15 protein-coding genes are annotated in these 21,845 nt (G+C 40.3%); 12 read left to right on the top strand and 3 right to left on the bottom strand.

The features are described from left to right. Positions 1-14 precede the first annotated feature (14 nt). The 3 genes from NSQ61_RS10575 to ytpR are packed head-to-tail and all read left to right on the top strand — an operon-like array spanning position 15 to position 1,786. Positions 15-332 carry a thioredoxin family protein gene (locus tag NSQ61_RS10575; protein WP_063386615.1) on the top strand — a complete coding sequence of 106 codons (318 nt, stop codon included), beginning with the start codon at positions 15-17 and terminating at the stop codon, positions 330-332. 33 nt (positions 333-365) lie between these two features. Next, the gene (locus NSQ61_RS10570; protein WP_340806943.1) at positions 366-1,184 is read left to right on the top strand and encodes a DUF1444 domain-containing protein; all 819 of its coding nucleotides are present in this window, start codon (positions 366-368) and stop codon (positions 1,182-1,184) included. Next, entirely contained in the window at positions 1,181-1,786 is a 606-nt protein-coding gene (gene ytpR, locus NSQ61_RS10565; RefSeq protein ID WP_063386617.1) for a YtpR family tRNA-binding protein, read from the top strand. The genes NSQ61_RS10570 and ytpR overlap by 4 nt, the downstream gene beginning before the upstream one ends. Positions 1,787-1,886: 100 nt before the next feature. Here ytpR and NSQ61_RS10560 read toward each other — a convergent pair whose 3' ends face one another. Beyond that, the gene (locus NSQ61_RS10560; RefSeq protein WP_327873523.1) at positions 1,887-3,338 is read right to left on the bottom strand and encodes a YfcC family protein; all 1,452 of its coding nucleotides are present in this window, start codon (positions 3,336-3,338) and stop codon (positions 1,887-1,889) included. Positions 3,339-3,756: 418 nt separating this feature from the next. Between NSQ61_RS10560 and aceB the strand changes: the two genes are divergently transcribed. Next, positions 3,757-5,319, top strand: coding sequence for a malate synthase A (aceB, locus tag NSQ61_RS10555; RefSeq protein ID WP_412674458.1), 1,563 nt, complete (start codon positions 3,757-3,759; stop codon positions 5,317-5,319). Between the two features lie 29 nt (positions 5,320-5,348). Continuing rightward, entirely contained in the window at positions 5,349-6,632 is a 1,284-nt protein-coding gene (gene aceA, locus NSQ61_RS10550) for an isocitrate lyase (RefSeq protein ID WP_340806940.1), read from the top strand. 69 nt (positions 6,633-6,701) lie between these two features. Here aceA and NSQ61_RS10545 read toward each other — a convergent pair whose 3' ends face one another. Next, the gene (locus NSQ61_RS10545; protein WP_063386620.1) at positions 6,702-6,923 is read right to left on the bottom strand and encodes an IDEAL domain-containing protein; all 222 of its coding nucleotides are present in this window, start codon (positions 6,921-6,923) and stop codon (positions 6,702-6,704) included. 229 nt (positions 6,924-7,152) lie between these two features. Between NSQ61_RS10545 and NSQ61_RS10540 the strand changes: the two genes are divergently transcribed. Next, positions 7,153-7,725, top strand: a complete 573-nt coding sequence (locus NSQ61_RS10540; RefSeq protein ID WP_082829581.1) for a competence protein ComK — start codon at positions 7,153-7,155, stop codon at positions 7,723-7,725. A 181-nt stretch (positions 7,726-7,906) separates the two neighbouring features. On the opposite strand, the gene NSQ61_RS10535 is transcribed toward NSQ61_RS10540, so the two are convergent. Then, positions 7,907-8,287 carry a hypothetical protein gene (locus tag NSQ61_RS10535; protein WP_063386621.1) on the bottom strand — a complete coding sequence of 127 codons (381 nt, stop codon included), beginning with the start codon at positions 8,285-8,287 and terminating at the stop codon, positions 7,907-7,909. Between the two features lie 152 nt (positions 8,288-8,439). On the opposite strand from NSQ61_RS10535, the gene NSQ61_RS10530 reads away from it, so the two are divergent. The 6 genes from NSQ61_RS10530 (at position 8,440) to NSQ61_RS10505 (ending at position 21,572) form a co-directional block, all read left to right on the top strand. After that, positions 8,440-9,057, top strand: a complete 618-nt coding sequence (locus NSQ61_RS10530; RefSeq protein ID WP_063386622.1) for a TVP38/TMEM64 family protein — start codon at positions 8,440-8,442, stop codon at positions 9,055-9,057. Positions 9,058-9,067: 10 nt separating this feature from the next. Further along, positions 9,068-9,574 carry a signal peptidase I gene (lepB, locus tag NSQ61_RS10525; RefSeq protein ID WP_063386623.1) on the top strand — a complete coding sequence of 169 codons (507 nt, stop codon included), beginning with the start codon at positions 9,068-9,070 and terminating at the stop codon, positions 9,572-9,574. A 158-nt stretch (positions 9,575-9,732) separates the two neighbouring features. After that, positions 9,733-13,236 (top strand): helicase-exonuclease AddAB subunit AddB, encoded by a 3,504-nt coding sequence (gene addB, locus NSQ61_RS10520; RefSeq protein ID WP_340806937.1) that lies wholly within the window; start codon positions 9,733-9,735, stop codon positions 13,234-13,236. Beyond that, positions 13,226-16,957, top strand: a complete 3,732-nt coding sequence (gene addA / locus NSQ61_RS10515; protein WP_327863513.1) for a helicase-exonuclease AddAB subunit AddA — start codon at positions 13,226-13,228, stop codon at positions 16,955-16,957. The genes addB and addA overlap by 11 nt, the downstream gene beginning before the upstream one ends. A gap of 29 nt (positions 16,958-16,986) precedes the next feature. Further along, complete coding sequence (locus NSQ61_RS10510) at positions 16,987-18,168, top strand: exonuclease SbcCD subunit D (RefSeq protein WP_066250620.1); 1,182 nt, start codon at positions 16,987-16,989, stop codon at positions 18,166-18,168. Beyond that, the gene (locus tag NSQ61_RS10505; RefSeq protein WP_340806935.1) at positions 18,165-21,572 is read left to right on the top strand and encodes an SbcC/MukB-like Walker B domain-containing protein; all 3,408 of its coding nucleotides are present in this window, start codon (positions 18,165-18,167) and stop codon (positions 21,570-21,572) included. The genes NSQ61_RS10510 and NSQ61_RS10505 overlap by 4 nt, the downstream gene beginning before the upstream one ends. Positions 21,573-21,845 lie beyond the last annotated feature (273 nt).

Below are 21,845 nucleotides of genomic sequence, written 5' to 3'. Positions count from 1 at the left end.
GGAGACTTGCAGAGATGGAAAACATTCAATCTGTTGATCATTTTTGGGAGCTTACGAAAGGAAAAAATGCTTTATTTGTATTTTCGGCTGATTGGTGTCCAGATTGCGGGTTTATTAAGCCGCATCTTCCTGAATTGGAAAAGGAGAATCCGCAGTTCGCATTTTATTATGTCGATCGGGATGAATATATCGATTTATGCGCAGAATTAAATGTTTTTGGCATCCCAAGCTTTATCGCATTTAACGAGGGAAAAGAGATCGGACGCTTCGTCAGCAAAGATCGGAAAACAAAAGAGGAAGTTCAGCAATTTTTAGATGGCTTAAATCTTTAATATAAAGAAAATAAAAAGGAGATGATCAGCCTTATGAATTCTGAACAAATGGTCGAATTGTTAAAAGAGAAGTTAAATGATTACTCATTTCACTTTTCATTTAATCGAAAAAAGGATACGTTAAGAATCGAAGATCCAGAATTGAAAAAAGGGCTGACACTCTCCTTGCCAGGTATTATTTCAAAATGGAACGAAAAAAAAGAAAAAGCGATTGATGAATTCGTTTATTACATAACCGAGTCTCTCTCAGCAATGAAAAATGAAGATGCATTAAGCGGCAAGGAAAAACAGATTTATCCTGTCATTCGCTCAACTTCCTTTCCGGTTGAGTCGAATGGCGTTCCTCTTATTTTTGAGGATCATACTGCTGAGACCCGCATTTATTATGCCCTTGATCTCGGAAATTCGTATCGCCTAATTGATGAACAGATGATGAAGAAGGAGAATTGGACGCGCCAGCAATTGAAGGAAATGGCTGCCTTTAATTTGCGTTCATTGCCGACAAAAGTAAAAGAAGATAAGGTCGCAGGCAATGTTTTTTATTTTTTTAATTCAAATGACGGCTACGATGCCAGCAGGATTTTAAATGAGTCAATTTTAAAAGAATATGAATCAAAAGTTCAAGGGGATATGACTGTCAGCGTCCCTCATCAAGACGTGCTGATCATAGGCGACATTCGAAATGAAACGGGTTATGACGTGCTGGCACAGCTGACGATGAGCTTTTTTACAAATGGGAGGGTGCCGATTACGGCTTTATCCTTTATTTATGAAAACAAAAAGCTCGAACCGATCTTTATTTTGGCAAAAAACCGCAGAAAACTGACGAAAGGAGACGATGACAAGCAATGAATGTATTTTACAATAAAGAAGGAATCGGCGATGTACTCATCATCTCTTTAAAAGATATACCGTATGAACAGAAGCGGTTTGAAAGAAAAGGAGATGTTGTAAAAATATTTGATGCTGAAACTAATGAAACAGCAGGCTTCAACATTTTTCAGGCAACTTCTTATTTTTCGCTTGACGGAAACGGCCAATTAGATGTAACGGCAGAAATGGTGGAAAAGATCAATCAAACAATTGCGCAAAACGGTTTTTCAGATAAGCTGGAGGCAGATTTATCACCGAAATTTGTCGTTGGCCATGTATTGGAAAAAGAAAAGCATCCGAACGCTGACAAATTAAGTGTATGCAAAGTCGATGTGGGGGATGAAGTGCTTCAAATTGTTTGCGGGGCACCGAATGTTGCGGCTGGACAAAAAGTTGTTGTTGCAAAGGTAGGAGCGGTTATGCCAAGCGGAATGGTGATAAAAGAAGCTGAACTAAGAGGCATTTCCTCGAGCGGCATGATCTGTTCGGCAAAAGAATTAAACCTGCCCAATGCACCAAAAGAAAAAGGGATTCTTGTATTGGAAGATAGTCGAAAGCCAGGGGAGCCGTTTTTTAAGTAAAAATGCGATAAAATTTCAAAAAACACGCGGAAAACATTTTGTTTGCCGCGTGTTTTTTATATGATGATTTATTAATTTTTGACTCATTTTAAATCATGATTCAACCGTTCCACTGAATGAAATGAGCGGTGATCAGGAAAATAGCAGATAATCCAAACCAAATTAAAAATAATGGTGCATAAAAGCGAACCCATTTTTGCCATGAAACTCCAGCTAGTGCTAGTGCAGCCATAAAATATCCTGAAGTTGGAAATAATATGTTGCCTAGCCCGTCTCCAAATTGGTAGGCCAAAACAGCTGTTTGTCTCGTAACTCCGATTAAATCAGAAAGCGGAGCTAAAATCGGCATAGTAACTAATGCTTGTCCGCTGCCTGACGGAATTAAAAAGCTAAATAGCATTTGGACAATAAACATCCCAATGACACTAAATGTTCCTGGTATTTCGCCTACTATCGTTCCTAGTGTATGGACAATGGTGTCCATTATTTGTCCGTCTTCCATAACTACTGATACTGCTCTGGCAATACCAACAATGATTGCCCCAACTAAAACTTCACGAAAACCGTCATTAAATGCTTCGCAAATATCGTTTAATGTTAATCCAGCGATCAGACCTACAACCACACCCATTATAATGAACAGTCCAGCCATTTCTAACATAAACCAGCCTTGAGTTAAAACACCGTACACTAATAAGACAAAAAAGGATAACAATGCAAAAGAAGCAGCTTTTTGTTTTTTATTCATTTCATTCCTTTTGGATACAGATTGATTGAAGTACATATTCCTTTTAGCTTGATCATCTTTATATACTAAGCTTGCTTCAGGATTCTTTTTAACTTTTTTAGCATATTGCATAATGTAAATCATTCCTGCTAAAACAAAGACAACGAAAGCCGCTATGCGAAATTCTATACCTGAGTATATTGGAAGTCCTGCAATTTTTTGACCTAAACCAGTATTAATAGGGTTAAGAAAGCCTGTCATAAAACCAGCAGTAGTTGCAACTAAAGCAACCGCCGCCGCCACCATTGAATCAAATCCTAAAGCAATAAATAGGGGGAGAATTACAGGTATATAAACTAAACTCAGTTCTTGCGTTCCAATTAAACTGCATATAATTGCGAATACAGTCATTAAAACTGGAATTAACACAATACCATTGGAAGCAAATGTTTTTGCTAGTTTCTCTACTCCTATTTCTATAAGTCCTGTTTTTCGAATAACGGCAAATATACCGCCGATGATCAAAGTGAAAAAAACGACATCACTTGCTGCAACTAATCCTTTTGGGACTGCCATCATAAATTCAACAGGACTTACAGGTGCTGCTTCAACAAAATCAAATGAGTTTGGATCAATCGTTGTTCTTCCATCAGGTCCTGGAATACGTTCATAAACGCCAGCAGGTACAAAATAAGTAGCGGCTGTAGCAAGAATTATTAAAACAAACAATATGACATAAATATGAGGCATTCTTAATTTCTTTTTCTCCAATTGTGGTTTTTGATTAATAAAAGCTGCATTTTTTACACCTTTTTCAGCTTCCATTTTTTATCCCTCCTCTTCTGTTTGTGACACTTTATGTTCGTTTTTATAACATAATAATTTGTGGTAGCTATTCTGTCATTGGTTATTTTCACTGAAAATGAACTATTTTTTTGTAAAATCTATTAAATTTTACAATTATTTTAATTTAAAAAATGAAATCATGTTATAAAAAATAACATAAAATTATTTAAGTTTTCAAAAAGTGCTGATTGATATAGAGGTATGTATCGGATGTACGAGCGAAAAAGGGAAGTTAATAAAAACTTATTGAATGTGATAAGAAAACGAAAACAACGAATTTTCAAAAAAGTCTTCCAATCTGTATTAATCTGTTATATATTAAAAATGTAATTTAAAAACTGTTTTATAACAAGGTAGGTGAGGAAACGTGAAGGCTAGTGCAGCATCTAGGCTGGAAGTGAAGGGAACTCTTCTGCCTTCTTACAGGGAGATTTTAACGAACGAAGCCCTTCAGTTCGTCGAAAAGCTTGAACAAACATTTGGTTCAAGAAGAATCGAGCTGCTTGAACTGAGGAAAGAACGGGAAAGGCGAATTAATGAAGGGGAGAAGCCGTCGTTTTTAAAGGAGACGGAACATATTCGAAAAGGGGACTGGACGATACCGCCTGTTCCAAAAGATTTGCAGGATCGCAGAGTTGAAATTACTGGACCTGTCGACCGGAAAATGATTATCAATGCCTTAAATTCAGGCGCAAAAGTTTTTATGGCGGACTTTGAAGATGCCACATCACCGACTTGGGAAAATATTGTGGAAGGACAAATTCACTTAAGGGATGCGGTCAACAAAACGATTGAATATGTGAATGAAAACGGAAAGGTATATAAGCTGAATGAAGAAACGGCAACGCTGATCGTGCGGCCGAGAGGACTCCATCTAGAAGAAAAACATGTCCTATTGGACGGAAAACGGATTTCAGGCAGTCTGTTTGATTTTGGCCTATATTTCTTCCACAATGCAAAAGAACTGATCAAAAGAGGAAGCGGACCTTACTTTTATTTGCCGAAGCTGGAAAGCCACTTAGAAGCCAGATGGTGGAACGATGTTTTCTGTTTCGCGCAAGATGAATTGGGGGTAAAGCGGGGGACGATTAAAGCGACCGTTCTGATTGAAACGATATTGGCCGCGTTTGAAATGGACGAAATATTATACGAGCTGAAAGAGCATTCAGCTGGATTGAATTGCGGCAGATGGGATTACATTTTTAGCTATCTGAAAAAATTCCGAAACGATCAAAACGTCATTTTACCTGATCGGGCGCAAGTAACGATGACGGTTCCGTTTATGAGGGCGTATTCTCTGCTCGCGATTAAAACGTGCCATCGCCGGAACGTTCATGCCATTGGAGGAATGGCAGCGCAAATTCCGGTTAAAGATGATCCGGTGAAAAATGAAGAGGCGTTCCAAAAAGTGCGCGCTGATAAAGAGCGGGAAGCGAAAGATGGACACGATGGCACATGGGTGGCACATCCTGCGCTTGTACCGGTTGCCAAAGAAATTTTTGACCAATATATGAAACAACCTAACCAGATTGATAAACAGCTAGATGTTGAGATTTCAGCAGAACAGCTTCTTGAAGTCCCGGAAGGAACAATTACAGAGCAAGGATTAAGAACGAACATTGATGTCGGCATTCGTTATCTTGCATCATGGCTTTCTGGAAGAGGAGCTGCACCTATCCACAATTTGATGGAGGATGCTGCAACGGCAGAAATTTCAAGGGCACAGGTATGGCAATGGATTCGTCATCCAAAGGGGGTGTTGGAGGACGGACGGAAGGTTACAATAGAGCTTTATGAAAAAATTAAGCAGGAAGAGCTGGAAAAAATAAAACAAGAGTTTGGTGAAGAAGCCTATCAAAAAGGGCGTTTTGATGAAGCGGCGAAATTGTTTGATGAGCTTGTGAGAAATGATGAATTCGTAGATTTTCTGACGCTTCCAGGCTATGAAAGATTAAATTAAAAAATATTTCAAAAAAGGGGAGAGAAAAGATGACATTACAAGAAAAAGCGAGACAATTGCAAGAAAGCTGGGAGAAAGATGAACGCTGGAAAGGGATTACACGCCCTTATTCGGCTGAAGATGTGTTGAATCTTAGAGGTTCCATTGAAATCGAATATACTCTTGCCAGAAGAGGAGCAGAAAAATTTTGGAATTTAATGAAAACTGAGGAATACGTAAATGCCCTCGGAGCTTTGACAGGAAATCAAGCTGTCCAACAAGTAAAAGCCGGATTAAAAGCAATTTACTTAAGCGGCTGGCAAGTGGCAGCAGATGCTAATCTTGCGGGGCAAATGTATCCGGATCAAAGCTTGTATCCTGCTAACAGTGTGCCGCATGTCGTAAAGCGGATTAATCAAGCTTTGCAGCGGGCAGATCAGATCCATCATATGGAAGGGGATCATTCAATCGATTGGTTCGTTCCAATTGTTGCGGATGCTGAAGCTGGATTTGGCGGTCAGTTGAACGTTTTTGAATTGATGAAGGCGATGATTGAAGCAGGAGCAGCTGCTGTTCACTTCGAGGATCAATTGTCTTCTGAGAAAAAATGCGGCCATTTAGGCGGAAAAGTTTTGCTCCCGACACAAACAGCTATTCGCAATTTGATTGCTGCAAGACTGGCTGCTGATGTGATGAATGTTCCGACTGTTATCATTGCTCGCACTGACGCCAATGCGGCTGATTTGATCACAAGCGACATCGATGACAGGGATAAAGAGTTTATTACTGGGGAACGGACACAGGAAGGATTTTTCCGCACTCGCGCTGGTCTTGATCAAGCAATTGCTAGAGGTTTGGCATATGCGCCATACGCAGACATGATTTGGTGTGAAACATCTGAACCTAATTTGGAAGAAGCACGGAAGTTTGCTGAGGCTATTCATAAAGAATTCCCAGGCAAGTTATTGGCATATAACTGCTCACCTTCCTTTAACTGGAAGAAAAAGCTTGATGACGATACTATCGCACGCTTCCAAAAGGAAATTGCTTCTTACGGCTACAAGTTCCAATTCGTTACTTTAGCTGGATTCCATGCATTGAATTACAGCATGTTTGAACTTGCACGCAAGTATAAAGATCATGGAATGGCTGCCTACTCTGAACTTCAGCAAGCCGAATTTAGAAGCGAACAGTATGGTTATACAGCAACACGGCATCAGAGGGAGGTTGGAACTGGTTATTTTGATGAGGTTGCCCAAGTGATTACTGGAGGTACTTCTTCTACAACCGCTTTAAAAGGGTCTACGGAAGCTGAACAATTTACCACAACTTAATTGACTGGCCATAATCATTACCTTCACATAGATTGAGCCAATCCTCTGGGATTGGCTTTTTTTTATCATTTAACGCACCCATTTCGCATATTCTTTGGATAGCTCCATAAATTTTTCTCTATCTTTTCGGTCCAGAGCATCATTAATTTTGTCTTCCAGCATTTTTTTTCGATGATTGAACCATGCTTCGTCCAGAATCATTTGGATGTATACATCCATCATGAAGTTTTCTGGATTTTCCTTCACAGAACGGGTCTTCATCAGTTCGGAATAAGATTTCCGGTTTTCCATAACCCATCACCTCTGATGCCTTTTTTATATTATATGGATTTCGGAAGGAAAAATCAACTTATAATTTGTAATTTTTAGAAAAATTACATTAACAATAACATCTTGCCTTGATCTAATGCTTTGTATTTAAAAATTTTAAAAAAATATAGAAATTTTGGAATTTTTATGATAGATTTGAATCAGTAAAAAAGAACTATTATATAGAAAAAATTAGGAGGTAAGAATTCTAGTGAGTACGAAGCAGTTTGAGGCAGAAAAATGTATTGTAAATGGGGAAACAATGGCAATTTTGCCTTTTAGAAAAGAACATCACTTGTACGCTAAAATTTTGGAAACTAGCGGAGAGCGCATAGTACCTATTCGACCTGTTTATGTTATTGATCAAAGCTGCCGTTATTATGGTTCAAGCTTTAAAGGAAGAGTTGAAGGATCAAAAGGGCTGCTTGGCATAACAAAAAAGCTTCCGATTGTCATTGATCCTGCCAATTCCCTTTATTTTTTTCCTACTCATTCACCCGCAAGGCATCAGTGCGCCTGGTTTTCCCATTCCCACATTTCCCGCTTTATGAAAACAGATTCGAATTGTACGGAAGTCATATTCCGTAACGGTCAGAAAATAGTTGCTGACATATCTCCATCTTCTTTTTCCCATCAATTTTATAAAACGGCACATCTTCGAACGATTATCTCTTCAAGAATTGAGCAGGAGCAGCGCCGCATGAACACAATCCTTTTTCCGAAGGAGCAGCATGCATATATTTATGAACAGCTCGTTCGCGAATTCAGAAAAGAAGATGGATAAGCTTTATCTTCCGGCACGCAAGCTGTCAATTTGCGTGCTTTTTTCCGTGTTAGAAAATGGGGGAGATTTCATTTTTTCTGTTATAAGGGGACAGGCATTCAACGGGCGAAACAAATAGTCCTGTTCCCTCATCTTCTGTAGCGAACGGTTTGGCCGTTGTCTTTCTTCTAAGATAAAAAGTCTAAGAGGTTGGAATGCCAGATTTTTTTTCAGTTTTAAACAAATAATGTTCAATCAGTTCATTTACTTTATTTCGGATTCTTGGATTGAAGTAGCTGTGGTGTTCTTCGTAGCCGTTATAGTAGAAAGTGTACGTTGTGAATGCTTCATCCTGTTTGGCTTTTAAAACTTTCACCTTTTGTCTGCGCAATTCTTTGCGAACCTCTGCCAAATCTTTTTGTACAAGCTTTAACGCCTCTTCAATTAGATGCAAATAAGGATCTTTCAGCTTGAATGGACTTTTTTTTACGACATTCATGTCTTTGTTCAGCACCGTAGCAGTCATCGGTAAGTAGATCGACTGTTCAATCAAATGGCGAATGTCGGTTGGTATTTTCGACATAGGGAATACCTCGCTTCAAATGGAACATATGTTCTATTTTTATTATAAAACAGGAAAATAAATCATTTCAATTAATTTTTTTCGGCAAAATTTTTCAACTTATGCTCAAAAGGTGTAAAATAAAAGGAGATGTTGAAGTAAGGAGTTAAGATATGGATGTCATTGCATTTTTCGATTCCATTACATTAGAAGATGTTGAACGATTCTTTAAAGAATACCGAGCGCTCGGACCTCTTCCAGGGATTCTGCTTCCGATGCTTGAGGCTTTTTTTCCGTTCTTGCCTCTTATTCTGTTTGTAATTGCGAACGCTAATTCATTCGGACTTTGGTTCGGCTTTTTGTACTCGTGGATCGGTTCATCGGCAGGCGCATTGCTCGTGTTTTTTTTAGTGCGAAAGTTTGGCCGGAAGCGTTTTTTAAATTTTTTAAGCAGACATGAAAAAGTAAGACGAATGATGAACTGGGTCGAACGGCACGGCTTTGCTCCTTTATTTTTAATGCTCTGTTTCCCTTTTACGCCTTCTGCGCTTGTAAATGTAGTAGCCGGTCTTTCCAAAATCAATGTGTGGCAGTTTGCGCTCGCTGTTTTATCAGGGAAGCTCGTGATGATTTTTATGCTTAGCTTATCAGGGTATGATTTACGGGAGCTGATTGAAGAGCCCGTCCGGTTGATCATTGTGTTTGTTGTGATGGCGCTCATGTGGTTTATCGGAAAAAGGATTGAGCAGCGTTTAAATGTTTCGTTAATTAAACGAAAAGATAAAAAGTAGGTGAAGAGCCGTGAGGAAAAAACGAGTTATTGCGGGAATCGTCACTTCAGCTCTTTTATCAACCGTTTTAATTAAAAATATTGCGTTTGCCGCGTACACTGTTGATGGCGTATCGATGCAGCCCACCTTAAAAGAAGGCCATCATTTTTATATAAATAAATTGACGAATCGGTTTAATAAAATTGAACGGTTTGACATTGTCGTGTTTCAGATGCCCGGCGAAAAGCAAGTTTTGGTTAAAAGGGTCATCGGCCTTCCAGGAGAAAAAATTGAATATCGAAACGACAAATTATATGTGAATGGGAAATATGTACCGGAACCATTTTTAAAGAAAAATAAAGAAAAAGTATATGGAAATCCAATCACAGGGAATTTTACATTAAAAGAAATAACTGGAAAAGAAGCAGTGCCGGAAAAATGTATTTTTGTCATTGGCGACAATCGGTTAAACAGCAGGGACAGCCGGCATTTTGGCTTTGTTCATGAAAAAAATGTGATCGGAGAGGTAAAACCGTAAACGATGATTCCTATAAGTTGGAAATTCGGATTGTCCGAATCAATGGATTTTCAAAACCATTTACAGTAAAATAAATGTATTCATAAACACGAAATCAGAATGGGACAAGAAAATTGTCCCATTTTCCGTTTGGATGCCTTCTGAAGGGGGGAGATTTCATGGGTATTAAGTTTTTGATCGGTTCATCCGGCACAGGAAAAACGACGGCAATCTTAAACGAAATTAGGGAAAAATTAAAAGAAGATCCGTATAATGGAAAACCTATTTTGTTTCTTGTTCCTGATCAAATGACTTTTCAGATGGAATATGAACTGATGAAAACTCCGGAATTAGGAGGAATCATTAGAGCGCAAGTATTAAGCTTCAACCGTTTGGCGTGGAGGGTGCTGCAGGAGGAAGGAGGCATCAGCCGTACCTTTATTTCCCAAACAGGCATGAACATGTTTCTTCGAAAAATCATCGAAGAAAAAAAGCACGAATTTAAAGTGTTTTCCAAAGCCAGTGAAAAAAAAGGGTTTATTGAGCATATCGAACAGATGATTACAGAAATGAAAAGATATATCATCAGTCCAGATATGCTCGATGATCAAGTAAAAAAATTAGCGGAAAGCCATGATCATAGAGAGCGGATTCTTTCCAATAAATTAAAAGATTTGGCGGGCATCTATCGTTCCGTGGAAAAATTATTTGCTGATAAATACATAGATTCAGAGGATTATTTGCAGCTTCTTTCAGAGAAGATTTATGAATCAAGCTACATGGACGGAGCGGAAATTTATATCGACGGCTTTCACAATTTTACGCCTCAAGAATTGCAAGTAGTCGAATCGATGATGAAAACAGCTTCTTCTATAACAATTGCTCTCACATTGGATAAACCGCCTGAAGAGGCCGTTGCCGACGAGCTTCATTTATTTTACATGACGGCTGAAACCTTTTCTTTGCTGAAAAAAATGGCTGAACGAAATAATATTTCCATTGATGAAGTAGCATATATGACTGACCGGAAACGTTTTATTGAAGAGCCGTCACTTGTTCATCTAGAAAAAATGTACTCTTCCCATACTCCCGAACCTTTTCACGGAGACAGCGCGATTGTATTTATGCAAGCGGTGAATAGACGCGCCGAAATTGAAGGGATTGCTAGAGAAATTATCCGCCTCGTTCGGGATGAGGGAGTGCGATTTCGGGAGATTGCACTGCTTATTAGAAACATGTCCGATTACAGAGATTTGCTGGAGCAATTGTTTCAAGATTACGAGATTCCTTTTTTTATAGATGAAAAAAGCTCAATGACATATCATCCGCTGATCGAATTTATCCGCTCGAGCTTGGAAGTCATAACCGGAAACTGGCGGTATGAAGCTGTTTTCAGAACGATTAAAACAGAATTTCTTTACCCGCTAGATGCCGATAAAGCCGAAATGAGAAAAGAAATGGATCAATTAGAAAATTATGTGCTTGCCTACGGTATTCAAGGGAAAAAATGGACGGATCAAGCCGGCTGGACGTACAGGAAGTACCATTCATTCTATGGCAACGACAAAAAGACAGATGAAGAAGAGGAAATAGAAAAACGGATCAATCAATTACGGAAGCTGATTGTGGAGCCTCTGCAAGCATTGGAAAATAAGATGAAACGCGCCAAAACCGGCAGGGATATGGCCGAAGCGCTATATATGTATTTAGAACAAACAAAAGTGCCTGATAAGCTGGAGCTTCTTCGTCTAGATGCGGAAAATGGAGGGAACTTGATTGAAGCAAGGGAGCATGATCAAGTTTGGAATGCTGTGATAGAGCTATTGGATGAATTTGTAGAAATTATGGGCGATCAGGAAATTTCCATTCATTTGTTTAGGGAAATGGTCGAAACCGGAATGGAATCGATGAAATTTTCTCTCGTTCCGCCGGCCATTGACCAAGTGATTGTCGCAACACTTGACCGGTCACGTTTATATGGCATTAAGACGGCATTTATTGCAGGAGCAAATGACGGAGTGCTTCCGGCAAAACCGGTGGAAGACGGAGTTTTAACAGATGATGAAAGAGAGCTTCTATATCATAATGGAGTGAAGCTTGCGCCGACAGCTCGAAGAAAATTGCTGGATGAAAATTTTTTGATTTATTTAGCGCTCGCGTCTGCTAAGCAAAAGCTGTATTTATCGTATTCTTTGGCGGATGAAGAAGGAAAAGCGCTCATGCCGTCTATTATTGTCAAACGGTTAAAAGAAATATTTCCAGATGCTAAGGAAATGATCTCTCTTAATGAACCGGAAAGTGAGGAGGCGGAAGAACAGCTTTCTTTTATTGTCAGTCCGAATGTTTCTTTGTCTGTTTTAACTTCAAAATTGCAAAATTGGAAAAAGCAGTATCCTCTCCATGAGCTGTGGTGGGATGTTTACAATTATTTTGTATATGATCAAGAATGGAGCAGCAAAGCGAAAAAGGCGATTGCCAGCCTGTTTTATTCAAATACAGAAAGACCTTTATCCGAAGAGGTAAGCAGAAAATTATATGGACGGAAAATACAAGGAAGCGTTTCAAGGATGGAGCGGTTTCGGGCATGTCCTTTTGCCCACTTTGCTTCTCACGGCTTAAAGTTAAAAGAACGGGAGTATTACAGATTGGAAGCGCCGGATATCGGCCAATTGTTCCATGCGGCATTAAAGCTGATGGCAGACCGGCTTCAAAGCATGAAAGTAGAATGGCGCGAATTAACAAAGGAGAATTGCGAAAGACTTGCTCATGATGCAGTCGAACAGCTGGCGCCGAAGCTGCAAAAAGAAATTTTAATGAGCACAAACCGCCACTATTATATTAAACGCAAGCTTCAAAATATTGTTGCCCGCGCATCAAAGGTTTTAAGCGAACATGCAAAAGCAAGCGGTTTTGTCCCAATTGGTTTAGAAATATCATTTGATGAAAAAAGCAAGCTCCCCCCGTTCCGATTTAAGCTTGAAAACGGATGTACGTTGGAGGTCGTCGGAAGGATAGACCGAGTGGATAAAGCGGAAAGTTCGAAAGGTCTTTTGCTTCGCATCGTCGATTTTAAATCGAGCGACAAAACATTAAATTTGGCAGAAGTGTATTACGGCATTGCGCTGCAGATGCTCACTTACTTGGATGTTGTTATTTCCAATTCTCAATCTTGGCTTGGCGTAGAAGCGACTCCAGCAGGGGTGCTGTATTTCCATATTCATGATCCGTTCATACAGTCCCCAGATTTATTAACGGATGATGAAATAGAAGAAGAAATTTTGAAGAAATTTAAAATGAAAGGCTTGCTGCTTGGAGACGAAGAAACGGTGCGGTTAATGGATCAAAAATTGGAAAGCGGCTATTCCAAAATCGTTCAAGCCGGCATAAAGAAAACCGGGGAATTTTATGCAAATTCTCAAATCGCCAGCGAGGATGAATTTCATGCATTACGCTCGTATATCCGGCGCGAATTTAAGCGGATCGGTACGGAAATAACAGACGGAAATATTTCCATTGCGCCATATAAAATGAAAGAGAAAACGCCTTGCACCTTTTGTTCCTTTAAATCGGTCTGTCAATTTGATGAATCGATTGAAACGAACCGTTTTCGCATATTGAAAAGCTTAAAAGGGGAAGAAGTGCTGCAAAAGGTAAGAGAGAAGGTGGATTCAGATGAAGAATGAGCTGAAAAAGTTAGAAAAAGGCCAATGGACCGATGAACAATGGAAAGCGATTGTTGCCGACGGACAAGATATATTAGTGGCGGCCGCTGCCGGATCAGGGAAAACGGCCGTTCTAGTTGAGCGGATTATTCGCAAGCTGACCGACAATCAGCATCCTGTAGATGTGGACCGGCTGTTAATCGTAACGTTTACAAACGCTGCGGCTGCAGAAATGCGCAGCAGAATTGGCGAAGCGCTGGCAAAGGCTTTGCGAAACCAGCCTTCTTCCCTCCATCTGCGCCGCCAATTAACCCTTTTAAACAAAGCGCAAATATCAACATTGCATTCTTTTTGCCTGCAAGTTGTTCGCAAATTTTATTACAAAATTGATATTGATCCCGGGTTTCGAATAGCGGACGAAACAGAAATGGAACTGTTAATGGAAGATTGCATGGATGAATTGTTAGAAGAAGAATACGGAATGGAGCATAATGAACTATTTTTCGAATTAGTTGACAAATATACAGGCGATCGCTCAGATGATGAAATCAAAAAAATTATTAGATCCATTTATGAATTTGCTAGATCTAATCCATTCCCGGAAAAATGGCTTGATGAAATGGTGCAAATGTATGACATAGAACAAGCTGAATCATACGAGGACTTGCCGTTTTTTCAATATTTACGGAAGGATATAGCGATACAGCTTTCCGGAATAAAGGATTTGTTAGCGAGAGCTCTCGACATTACGAAATTGCCGGGCGGCCCCTCTCCAAGGGCTGAAAATTTACTCGATGACATGAAACAGGTGGAAAACATTATAAACGCTTCATCGTGGCAGGAGCTTGCCGAGCAAATGAGAGCTTTTCAACCGACACGCGCCAAGGCATGCAGGGGAGAAGAATATCGAAAAGAGCTCATTGATGAAGTGACGGAAATGAGAAAGAAAGCGACAAAGGAAATAGAGAAATTAAAAAATGAGCTTTTCTCCAGGGATATTCAAAACCAACTGCTCGATTTGAAAAAAATGAAGCGCACAATGATTTGTTTAGCCGACTTGGTGAAAAAATTTGCTGTCCGGCTGGAAGCAATGAAAAAAGAAAAAGGAATTGTCGATTTTTCGGATCTTGAGCATTATTGTTTACAAATATTAACAGAAAAAGATGAGAAAGGAAATGTTGTTCCGAGTGATGCTGCTTTGTTTTTTAAACGACAATTTCAAGAAGTATTAGTGGATGAATACCAAGATACCAACTTGGTGCAGGAAGCGATTTTAAAGCTGGTGTCAAAAGATCATGAAGCGGAAGGAAATCTATTTATGGTCGGCGATGTAAAACAATCCATTTATCGTTTCCGGCTGGCTGAACCGTTATTGTTTTTGGCGAAATATAAACGGTTTACCTCCAGCGGAACGAATTCCGGCTTGCGCATCGATTTAGCTAAAAATTTCCGCAGCCGAAAAGAAGTTTTGGACGCCACAAATTTTCTTTTCAAACAATTGATGGGAGAGACTGTAGGCGAAGTCGTTTATGATGAGGCAGCAGAATTGAAGCTTGGCGCACGTTATCCAGAGAACAGTAGAATGAATACAGAGCTCCTCCTAATAGACCGCCGGAAGGAGGAATTAGCAGAAAAAGAAGAAATAATGATTGAATTTGATGAAGAAGAATTGGAAACGGTGCAGCTTGAAGCCCGCCTTATGGCGAAAAAAATAAAAGAGCTTATTCAGGAAGGCTTTCCTGTTTACGACCGAAAGCTTGATCGTACGAGACCTGTCACATACAGAGATATTGTGATCCTGCTTCGTTCGATGCCTTGGGCGCCGCAAATCATGGAAGAGTTTAAGCAGCAAGGTATTCCGGTGTATGCGAATTTATCAACAGGATATTTTGAAGCAACAGAAGTGGCCATTATGCTTTCGCTTTTAAAAATTATCGACAATCCTTATCAAGATATTCCGCTCGCTTCTGTGCTGCGTTCGCCGATTGTCGGCTTAAGCGGAAATGAACTTGCCATCATCCGTCTTTATAAGAAAAACGGTCCGTATTTCGATGCACTTGAATCATTTTTGCAGCAAGAAAAAGCCCATCATAGCGAGCTTTATCAAAAAGTAAGCGAATTTGTCAGCCGGCTCAATCAATGGCGGAACTTGGCGAGAAAAAGCTCCGTTTCGAATTTAATTTGGCAATTGTACCGTGATACCCGCTTTTTTGATTTTGCAGGCGGAATGCCCGGCGGAAAGCAGCGGCAGGCCAATTTAAGGGCATTATATGACAGAGCAAGGCAATATGAGGAAACGTCCTTTCGGGGATTGTTCCGATTCCTGAGGTTTATTGAAAGAATGCAGGAACGGGGCGATGATTTAGGAGCAGCAAGAGCTTTAGGAGAGCAGGAAGATGTTGTCCGAATTATGACGATTCATTCAAGCAAGGGGCTTGAATTTCCGATTGTTTTCTGTGCAGGTTTATCTAAACGATTTAATATGAAAGATTTGACCAAAAAATATTTGCTCGATAAAGAATTAGGGTTTGCCTCGCTGTTTATCGATGAAAAAAAGCGGATTGTGTATCCTACTCTTCCTTATATAGCTGTAAAAAAGAAATTGAGAATGGAAATGCTTTCGGAAGAGCTTAGGGTATTGTATGTGGCTTTGACTAGAGCAAAGGAAAAGCTGTTTTTAATTGGCACAGTGAAAGACGGAGAAAAAAAGTTTAAAGAATGGGAGCAATCATTCACTCACCGCGAATGGCTGCTTCCAGATTACGATCGTTTAAAGGCAGTATGTTATTTAGATTGGATCGGTCCTGCTGTCATCCGTCATAAAGATGCGGCAATTTTACGAGAAGAAGAAAGAGAAGCAGCGGATGAAATCTTCTCTTATCCGGTGAAATTGCAAATTGATGTGATTCCTGAAGAAAAATTAAAAGAGCAAAATGAGCAGGCAGCGGTTATGATGGATGAAAAAATGGACGCTTTGAGAAATTTCGTTCCTGTTCAGTCAACAAGTAGTTTCGCCAACCAAGTGCAAAGTCAGTTGTCCTGGAGCTATCCTTTTTCAGATGCAGCCTCTCTCCGGTCGAAGCAATCGGTGACGGAAATCAAAAGAAGACTTCAATTTTCAGATGAATACAGCGACATTTCCATAAAGAAGAAAATACAAGGGAATTCCTCGTACAAGCGTCCGAAATTTATGCAGGCAAAATCTCTTACAGCAGCAGAAAAAGGAACGGCCATGCACACAGTGATGCAGCATTTGCCATTGGGTGAAGACTTGACGGAACAAACGATTCGACAAACCGTGCATTCTCTCGTGAAAAAAGAAATATTAACGGAGGAGCAGGTGGAAGCGGTCAATGTAGAAGGAATTGTGCAATTTTTTGAATCACCGCTGGGTAGACGCCTAAAAGGCGCAAAAAAAATTTTTCGCGAGATCCCTTTCAATTTGGCAGTGCCGGCGAACGAAATTTACGAAAAAGGAAGTTCTCTCAATACTGAAACGGTCATCGTTCAAGGTGTGATCGACTGCCTTTTTGAAGATGACGATGGGCTCGTTCTGTTAGATTACAAAACGGATGCGGTAAAGGATCGTTTTCCATCCATTGAAAAGGCAAAACAGGTGCTTGCTTCTCGATATGAAATTCAAATTGACTTGTATGCAAAGGCGGTAGAGTCAATCTTAAAAAGACGAGTCGATGATCGGTATTTATTCTTTTTTGATGCAGGGCTCATCATAAAATTATAGATTTGCAGACTATTTTAGAGGTGAGGCAATTGAGAATCTTGCATACGGCGGATTGGCATCTCGGAAAAACGCTTGAAGGTCGGAGCAGGCTAAAAGAGCAGGCACAGTTTCTTGATGAACTGTATGAAATTGTTGTAAAGGAGAAAATTGATGTCATTTTGATGGCAGGAGACGTTTTTGATACGGTGAATCCTCCGGCAGGAGCAGAAAAGCTGTTTTATGAAAGTATTTCAAGACTTTCTGATAGAGGAAAAAGACGTGTTATCATCATTTCCGGAAATCATGACAGTCCGGAACGATTGCAAGCAGCAGCTCCGCTGGCAAAGGAGCAGGCGATCGAGTTGATCGGCTACCCGAGAGGCGATGTTTTAACGGTTGAAGTTCCGCGGACAAATGAAACAATGAAGCTGGCGGCGCTTGCTTATCCGTCGGAAGCAAGGCTGAATGAACTGCTTTCAAACGAATATGATGAACTCTTATTGAGAGAGCATTACGATGAAAAAATTCGCGGCTTGTTTGCAATGATGAGCAGAGAGTTTGAACCTCATACGGTGAATATTGCCATGAGCCATCTTTATGTAGCCGGAGGCAGCACGACAGATTCGGAGAGACCGATTGAAGTCGGCGGAGCGTATACAGTTCGAGCCACAAGCCTCCCGGAAAAAGCGCAATATGTCGCATTGGGGCATCTTCACCGGCCGCAAAATGTTAAAAAGTCCAATGTGCCGGCAAGATATTCCGGATCGCCGCTTGCCTATAGCTTTTCTGAGGCAGGTTATACGAAGTCTGTCACAGTGATCGATGCAAAACCCGGCGAGAACGCGGTTGTTTCCGAAATTTATTTGTCGAGCGGAAAACCGCTTGTGAAATGGAAAGCAACTGGCGGTCTTCTTCAAGTTCACCAGTGGCTTGAAGAAGGAAGAGACAAAAACGCATGGATTGATCTTGAAATTTTTTTGACCGACAGCCTTTCATTAGAAGAAATTCATCGGTTGAGAAAATGGCACGACGGCTTTATTCACATCCGGCCGATTTTTGAAAAAGAAGCCGAAAAGATCCAACAAGAAAGAAGAGAAAATCTCCCGATTGATGAAATGTTTAAACGTTTTTACAAAAAACAAACTGGCGGCGCCGAGCCGGAGACAGAGCTCATTGAACTGTTTATGACATTGCTCTCTGAAGACTTAAAAGAGGAAGGAGCACAGTCATGAAGCCGATAAAACTTTCTTTAGCTGGACTGAATAGCTATCGAAAGATGCAGACGGTCGATTTTGAAACACTATGCGACGGCGGTGTCTTCGGAATATTTGGTCCGACTGGCAGTGGAAAATCAACGATATTGGATGCCATTACGTTAGCGCTTTATGGAAAAGTAGAGCGAGCGGCCAATAATACGCAAGGGATAATGAATCATGCGGAAGATCAATTATATGTCAGTTTTACATTTGAGCTTGAAGATGGCCGATCAAAAAAAAGATACACTGTTGAACGAACATTTAAGCGGGTGGATAATGTCAGGATCAACACAAGGCTGTGCCGGCTTCTCGAAATAGGAGAAGAAACGGTCGTTTTGGCAGATAAAACAAATGATGTAAATGACAAGATTTACGAGCTTTTAGGGCTGACGATAGAGGATTTTACCCGCGCTGTTGTCCTTCCGCAAGGGAAGTTTGCTGAATTTCTTTCTTTAAAAGGCTCGGAAAGAAGGAAAATGTTTGAACGATTGTTCAATTTGGAACGATTCGGCGACCAATTAAATAAAAAGCTGAAAAAACGTCTTTTGGAATCAAGACAGCAATTCGCTGAATTGTCAGCGGAACAAGCAGGTCTTGGCGATGCCTCGAAAGGAGCCGTTTTAGAGGCTGAAAAAACGTTTATACGCTGTGATACAGTGCTGAAAGAACGGGAAAAGCAGCTGGATGAGGCAGCAAAGGAATTTGAGCGGATTCAGACAATCTGGAATTTGCAGACGGAAAAAACGACTTATGAGAAAAAACGACAGGAGCTTGAGCAAGAAAAGGAGCGGTTTCAAGAAATCGAAGAAAAGCTGAAAAAAGCGGAGCAAGCGGAGATGCTGAAACCATATGCGGAAGCAGTGCTCGAGCATTTAGCGGAAAAGGACCGTTTTGAAAAAGAAACAGAGCATTGGCAGCAGGAAGAGAAAAAGCTAGCAAGCCTTTATAAAGAAAAAAAGGAAGCTTTTGAAGCGATTCGTGCCAAAAAAGCTGTTGAAGAGCCGGAGCTTTTAACAAAACGTGAACTATTGAAACAGCTTATCTCATTGGATGCAGAAATCAAAGAGGATGAATCATCGTTTGCAAAGCTGAAAGAAGACTATGAAGCATTGAAAACGAGGCTGCATGAAAAACAGCATACAGAGAGAAAGACGAGCGAATTATTAAATAGGGCGTTAGAGAAGCAGCAGGCTTTAAAACAGCAGGCGAAAGAAGAAACAGTTTCAAGAGAATTCCGGGAAAAAATCCAAAAAGCATATCAACAGAAGCTGAAAATCATGCAGCTTATGAAAGACGAATATGAATTAAAAAGCAAAAAGCAAAAGAAAGAAGACCAGCTTAACGAATGGCGGGAAAAGGCTGACGAGTCCGCCCGCAAAAAGAGTGAATTAAACGAACGCCTGGCAGGTAATTTCAATCAATTACAAAAAGTTTATGATCGTTTATGCAGCCAAATGCGGGAGCATGAATTTTTTAAAGAAAAAGTAAAGGATGATTTACAAGCTGCAAAAAGTCAGCTTGAAGAAGAAAGAACAAATCAGGCGGCAGCTTTGATTTTCGAGCAGTTGACGGAGGGGGAGCCTTGCCCTGTCTGCGGCTCCACACATCATCCGGCCCCGAACAGACATTTTTCGATTGAACGTTTAAAAAAATTAGAAGAAACAACGCAGCAGCTAGAACGAATTTTCAAAGAATGTGATCAAACCGAACAGCTGTTTTCCTCGCTGAAGCAAAAGCTGCAGGAGCTGTCTGAAGATTTACAAGCGGAACAGTCATTCCTTGCCGGAGTGAAAGAAATAGCGTCGGCTAACGAAGAGCCGATCATTACGATGGACGATAAGCCTCATGATCTTTTGGCATATGACAAATTTAAAATCGAATGGAAAGCTTTGAACCAAGATTACTTAGAAATAAAAGACGCAATAAGAAAAACAATAGCAGACATTCGTGAAGTCAACCATATTACAGCACAAATAGAACCGTTGCTGGATGCTGGGGAAAAAGACTTATCCGAAATCATGCTACAATTGCAAAATGTAATAGAGCAGCTGGAAGAAGAAAAAAGAAAGTGGGATTTAGAGTTTGCTGATCTCGATATGGATCAAATCGAGATGTATGTAAAGGAAATTAGTAAAAAAGACTCGCTCGTTGAACAGCTGCACGAACGAATTGAAAAAAGCGTCAGCTTTATTCAAGAAAAAGAACAGGAAATCGAGCGGTTAAGGGAAGAAATACTCAATCTTTCCACTCAATTAGCTGCCAAAAAAGGAGAAATGGACAGGCAGGCAGAACTGATAGCCGATAAACAGAAAAGGCTCACAGCGCAAAGAGCTGCAAAGGAAAACCTTTTAACAGAACTTAAGAGGATCGATCTTGCCCTTGAACAGCTAAAAAGGGATGAACAAGCAGCTTATGATATTTTCCAAAAAACGGCAAATGAATATCAAAAAGCTGAAAGTCAGCTCCATACCGCCAAACAGCAATTGACAAGCTGTATAAGCAAGCTTGAAAAAGCGGAAAAAAATTGGAACGACCGAAAACAGCAGACTCCTTTTGCAAATGTGCATGAAGTGAGAAATTCCGTTTTGCAGGAAGAAGAAAAACTGGCTATGCAAACGAGTCTAGATCAATATAAAAAAGAAATGGAGCATGTAGCATCTGCAATTGAACGTCTGGAAGAAAAATTAGGCGGAACTGTTCTTAAGCAGGAAACATGGGAAGAAACGAAAAAATGCTTAGAAGAAGCTAGAAAGCAAGTAAACGAAGCAATGGAACAAAGAGGCGCGGCGGCAAAGCATTTGCAGCTGTTAAAGGAAAAACATGAACGATATGTGGAAATAGAAAAAGAGAAAGAAGAGTTGCAGCTTCTTCTTAATCGGTTAGAAAAACTTCAAGCCGTCCTGAAAGGGAATAGTTTTGTCGAATACATGGCTGAGGAACAGCTTCAACAAATAAGCTTTGATGCTTCACAGCGGCTTGGGGAATTGACAAGACAAAGATATGCGATTGAAGTCGATTCAGAAGGCGGTTTTATCATGCGTGACGATGCAAATGGCGGAGTAAAACGACCTGTTTCGACATTATCTGGCGGAGAAACATTTTTAACTTCTTTAGCCTTAGCTTTGTCGTTGTCCACCCAAATTCAGCTTCGCGGAAAATATCCGCTTCAGTTTTTTTTCCTTGATGAAGGGTTTGGAACGCTTGATGCAGAGCTTCTCGATACGGTTGTATCGGCTTTGGAAAAACTGCAATCGCAAAATTTATCCGTTGGCGTAATCAGTCACGTGCAGGAGCTAAGGGAACGATTGCCTAAGCGGCTGATCATTGAGCCAGCTGAACCTTCCGGAAATGGAACGACCGTGCGAATCGAAACGATTTAATTACATGAAGCAAGGATATTTCTGACCTAGTATGCCGTTACCAGTTAACAGCAAGTATTACATTCTCTAAAGGATCTTAACCGCTCAACGTGACGGGGCTGTCTAATAAGTCGATTTTCCGGCTTATAGACGCCCCGTTAATGTTTTAGAAATGTTGATATATCAAATGTTTATGATGTTTCGTTTTCAATGGATTTTGACTTTCTAAGACAACCCCTACTAATCTTAGCATGTTTTGATTGCTGTGCTCATCCGTACTTTTTTAACCGTTTT

Source organism: Aeribacillus sp. FSL K6-1121, from assembly GCF_038003725.1.
Lineage (GTDB): Bacteria > Bacillota > Bacilli > Bacillales > Aeribacillaceae > Aeribacillus > Aeribacillus composti.
The sequence above is the reverse complement of the archived record's forward strand: the minus strand, read 5'-3'. Positions and strand labels throughout refer to the sequence as shown.

Excerpts from the sequence above, each read along its gene's own strand:
- addA (WP_327863513.1), top strand. The coding sequence starts at position 13,226 with ATGAAGAATGAGCTGAAAAAGTTAGAAAAAGGCCAATGGACCGATGAA.
- NSQ61_RS10535 (WP_063386621.1), bottom strand. The coding sequence starts at position 8,287 with ATGTCGAAAATACCAACCGACATTCGCCATTTGATTGAACAGTCGATC.
- NSQ61_RS10505 (WP_340806935.1), top strand. The coding sequence starts at position 18,165 with ATGAAGCCGATAAAACTTTCTTTAGCTGGACTGAATAGCTATCGAAAG.
- NSQ61_RS10575 (WP_063386615.1), top strand. The coding sequence starts at position 15 with ATGGAAAACATTCAATCTGTTGATCATTTTTGGGAGCTTACGAAAGGA.
- aceA (WP_340806940.1), top strand. The coding sequence starts at position 5,349 with ATGACATTACAAGAAAAAGCGAGACAATTGCAAGAAAGCTGGGAGAAA.
- NSQ61_RS10530 (WP_063386622.1), top strand. The coding sequence starts at position 8,440 with ATGGATGTCATTGCATTTTTCGATTCCATTACATTAGAAGATGTTGAA.
- ytpR (WP_063386617.1), top strand. The coding sequence starts at position 1,181 with ATGAATGTATTTTACAATAAAGAAGGAATCGGCGATGTACTCATCATC.
- NSQ61_RS10545 (WP_063386620.1), bottom strand. The coding sequence starts at position 6,923 with ATGGAAAACCGGAAATCTTATTCCGAACTGATGAAGACCCGTTCTGTG.
- addB (WP_340806937.1), top strand. The coding sequence starts at position 9,733 with ATGGGTATTAAGTTTTTGATCGGTTCATCCGGCACAGGAAAAACGACG.
- NSQ61_RS10560 (WP_327873523.1), bottom strand. The coding sequence starts at position 3,338 with ATGGAAGCTGAAAAAGGTGTAAAAAATGCAGCTTTTATTAATCAAAAA.
- NSQ61_RS10570 (WP_340806943.1), top strand. The coding sequence starts at position 366 with ATGAATTCTGAACAAATGGTCGAATTGTTAAAAGAGAAGTTAAATGAT.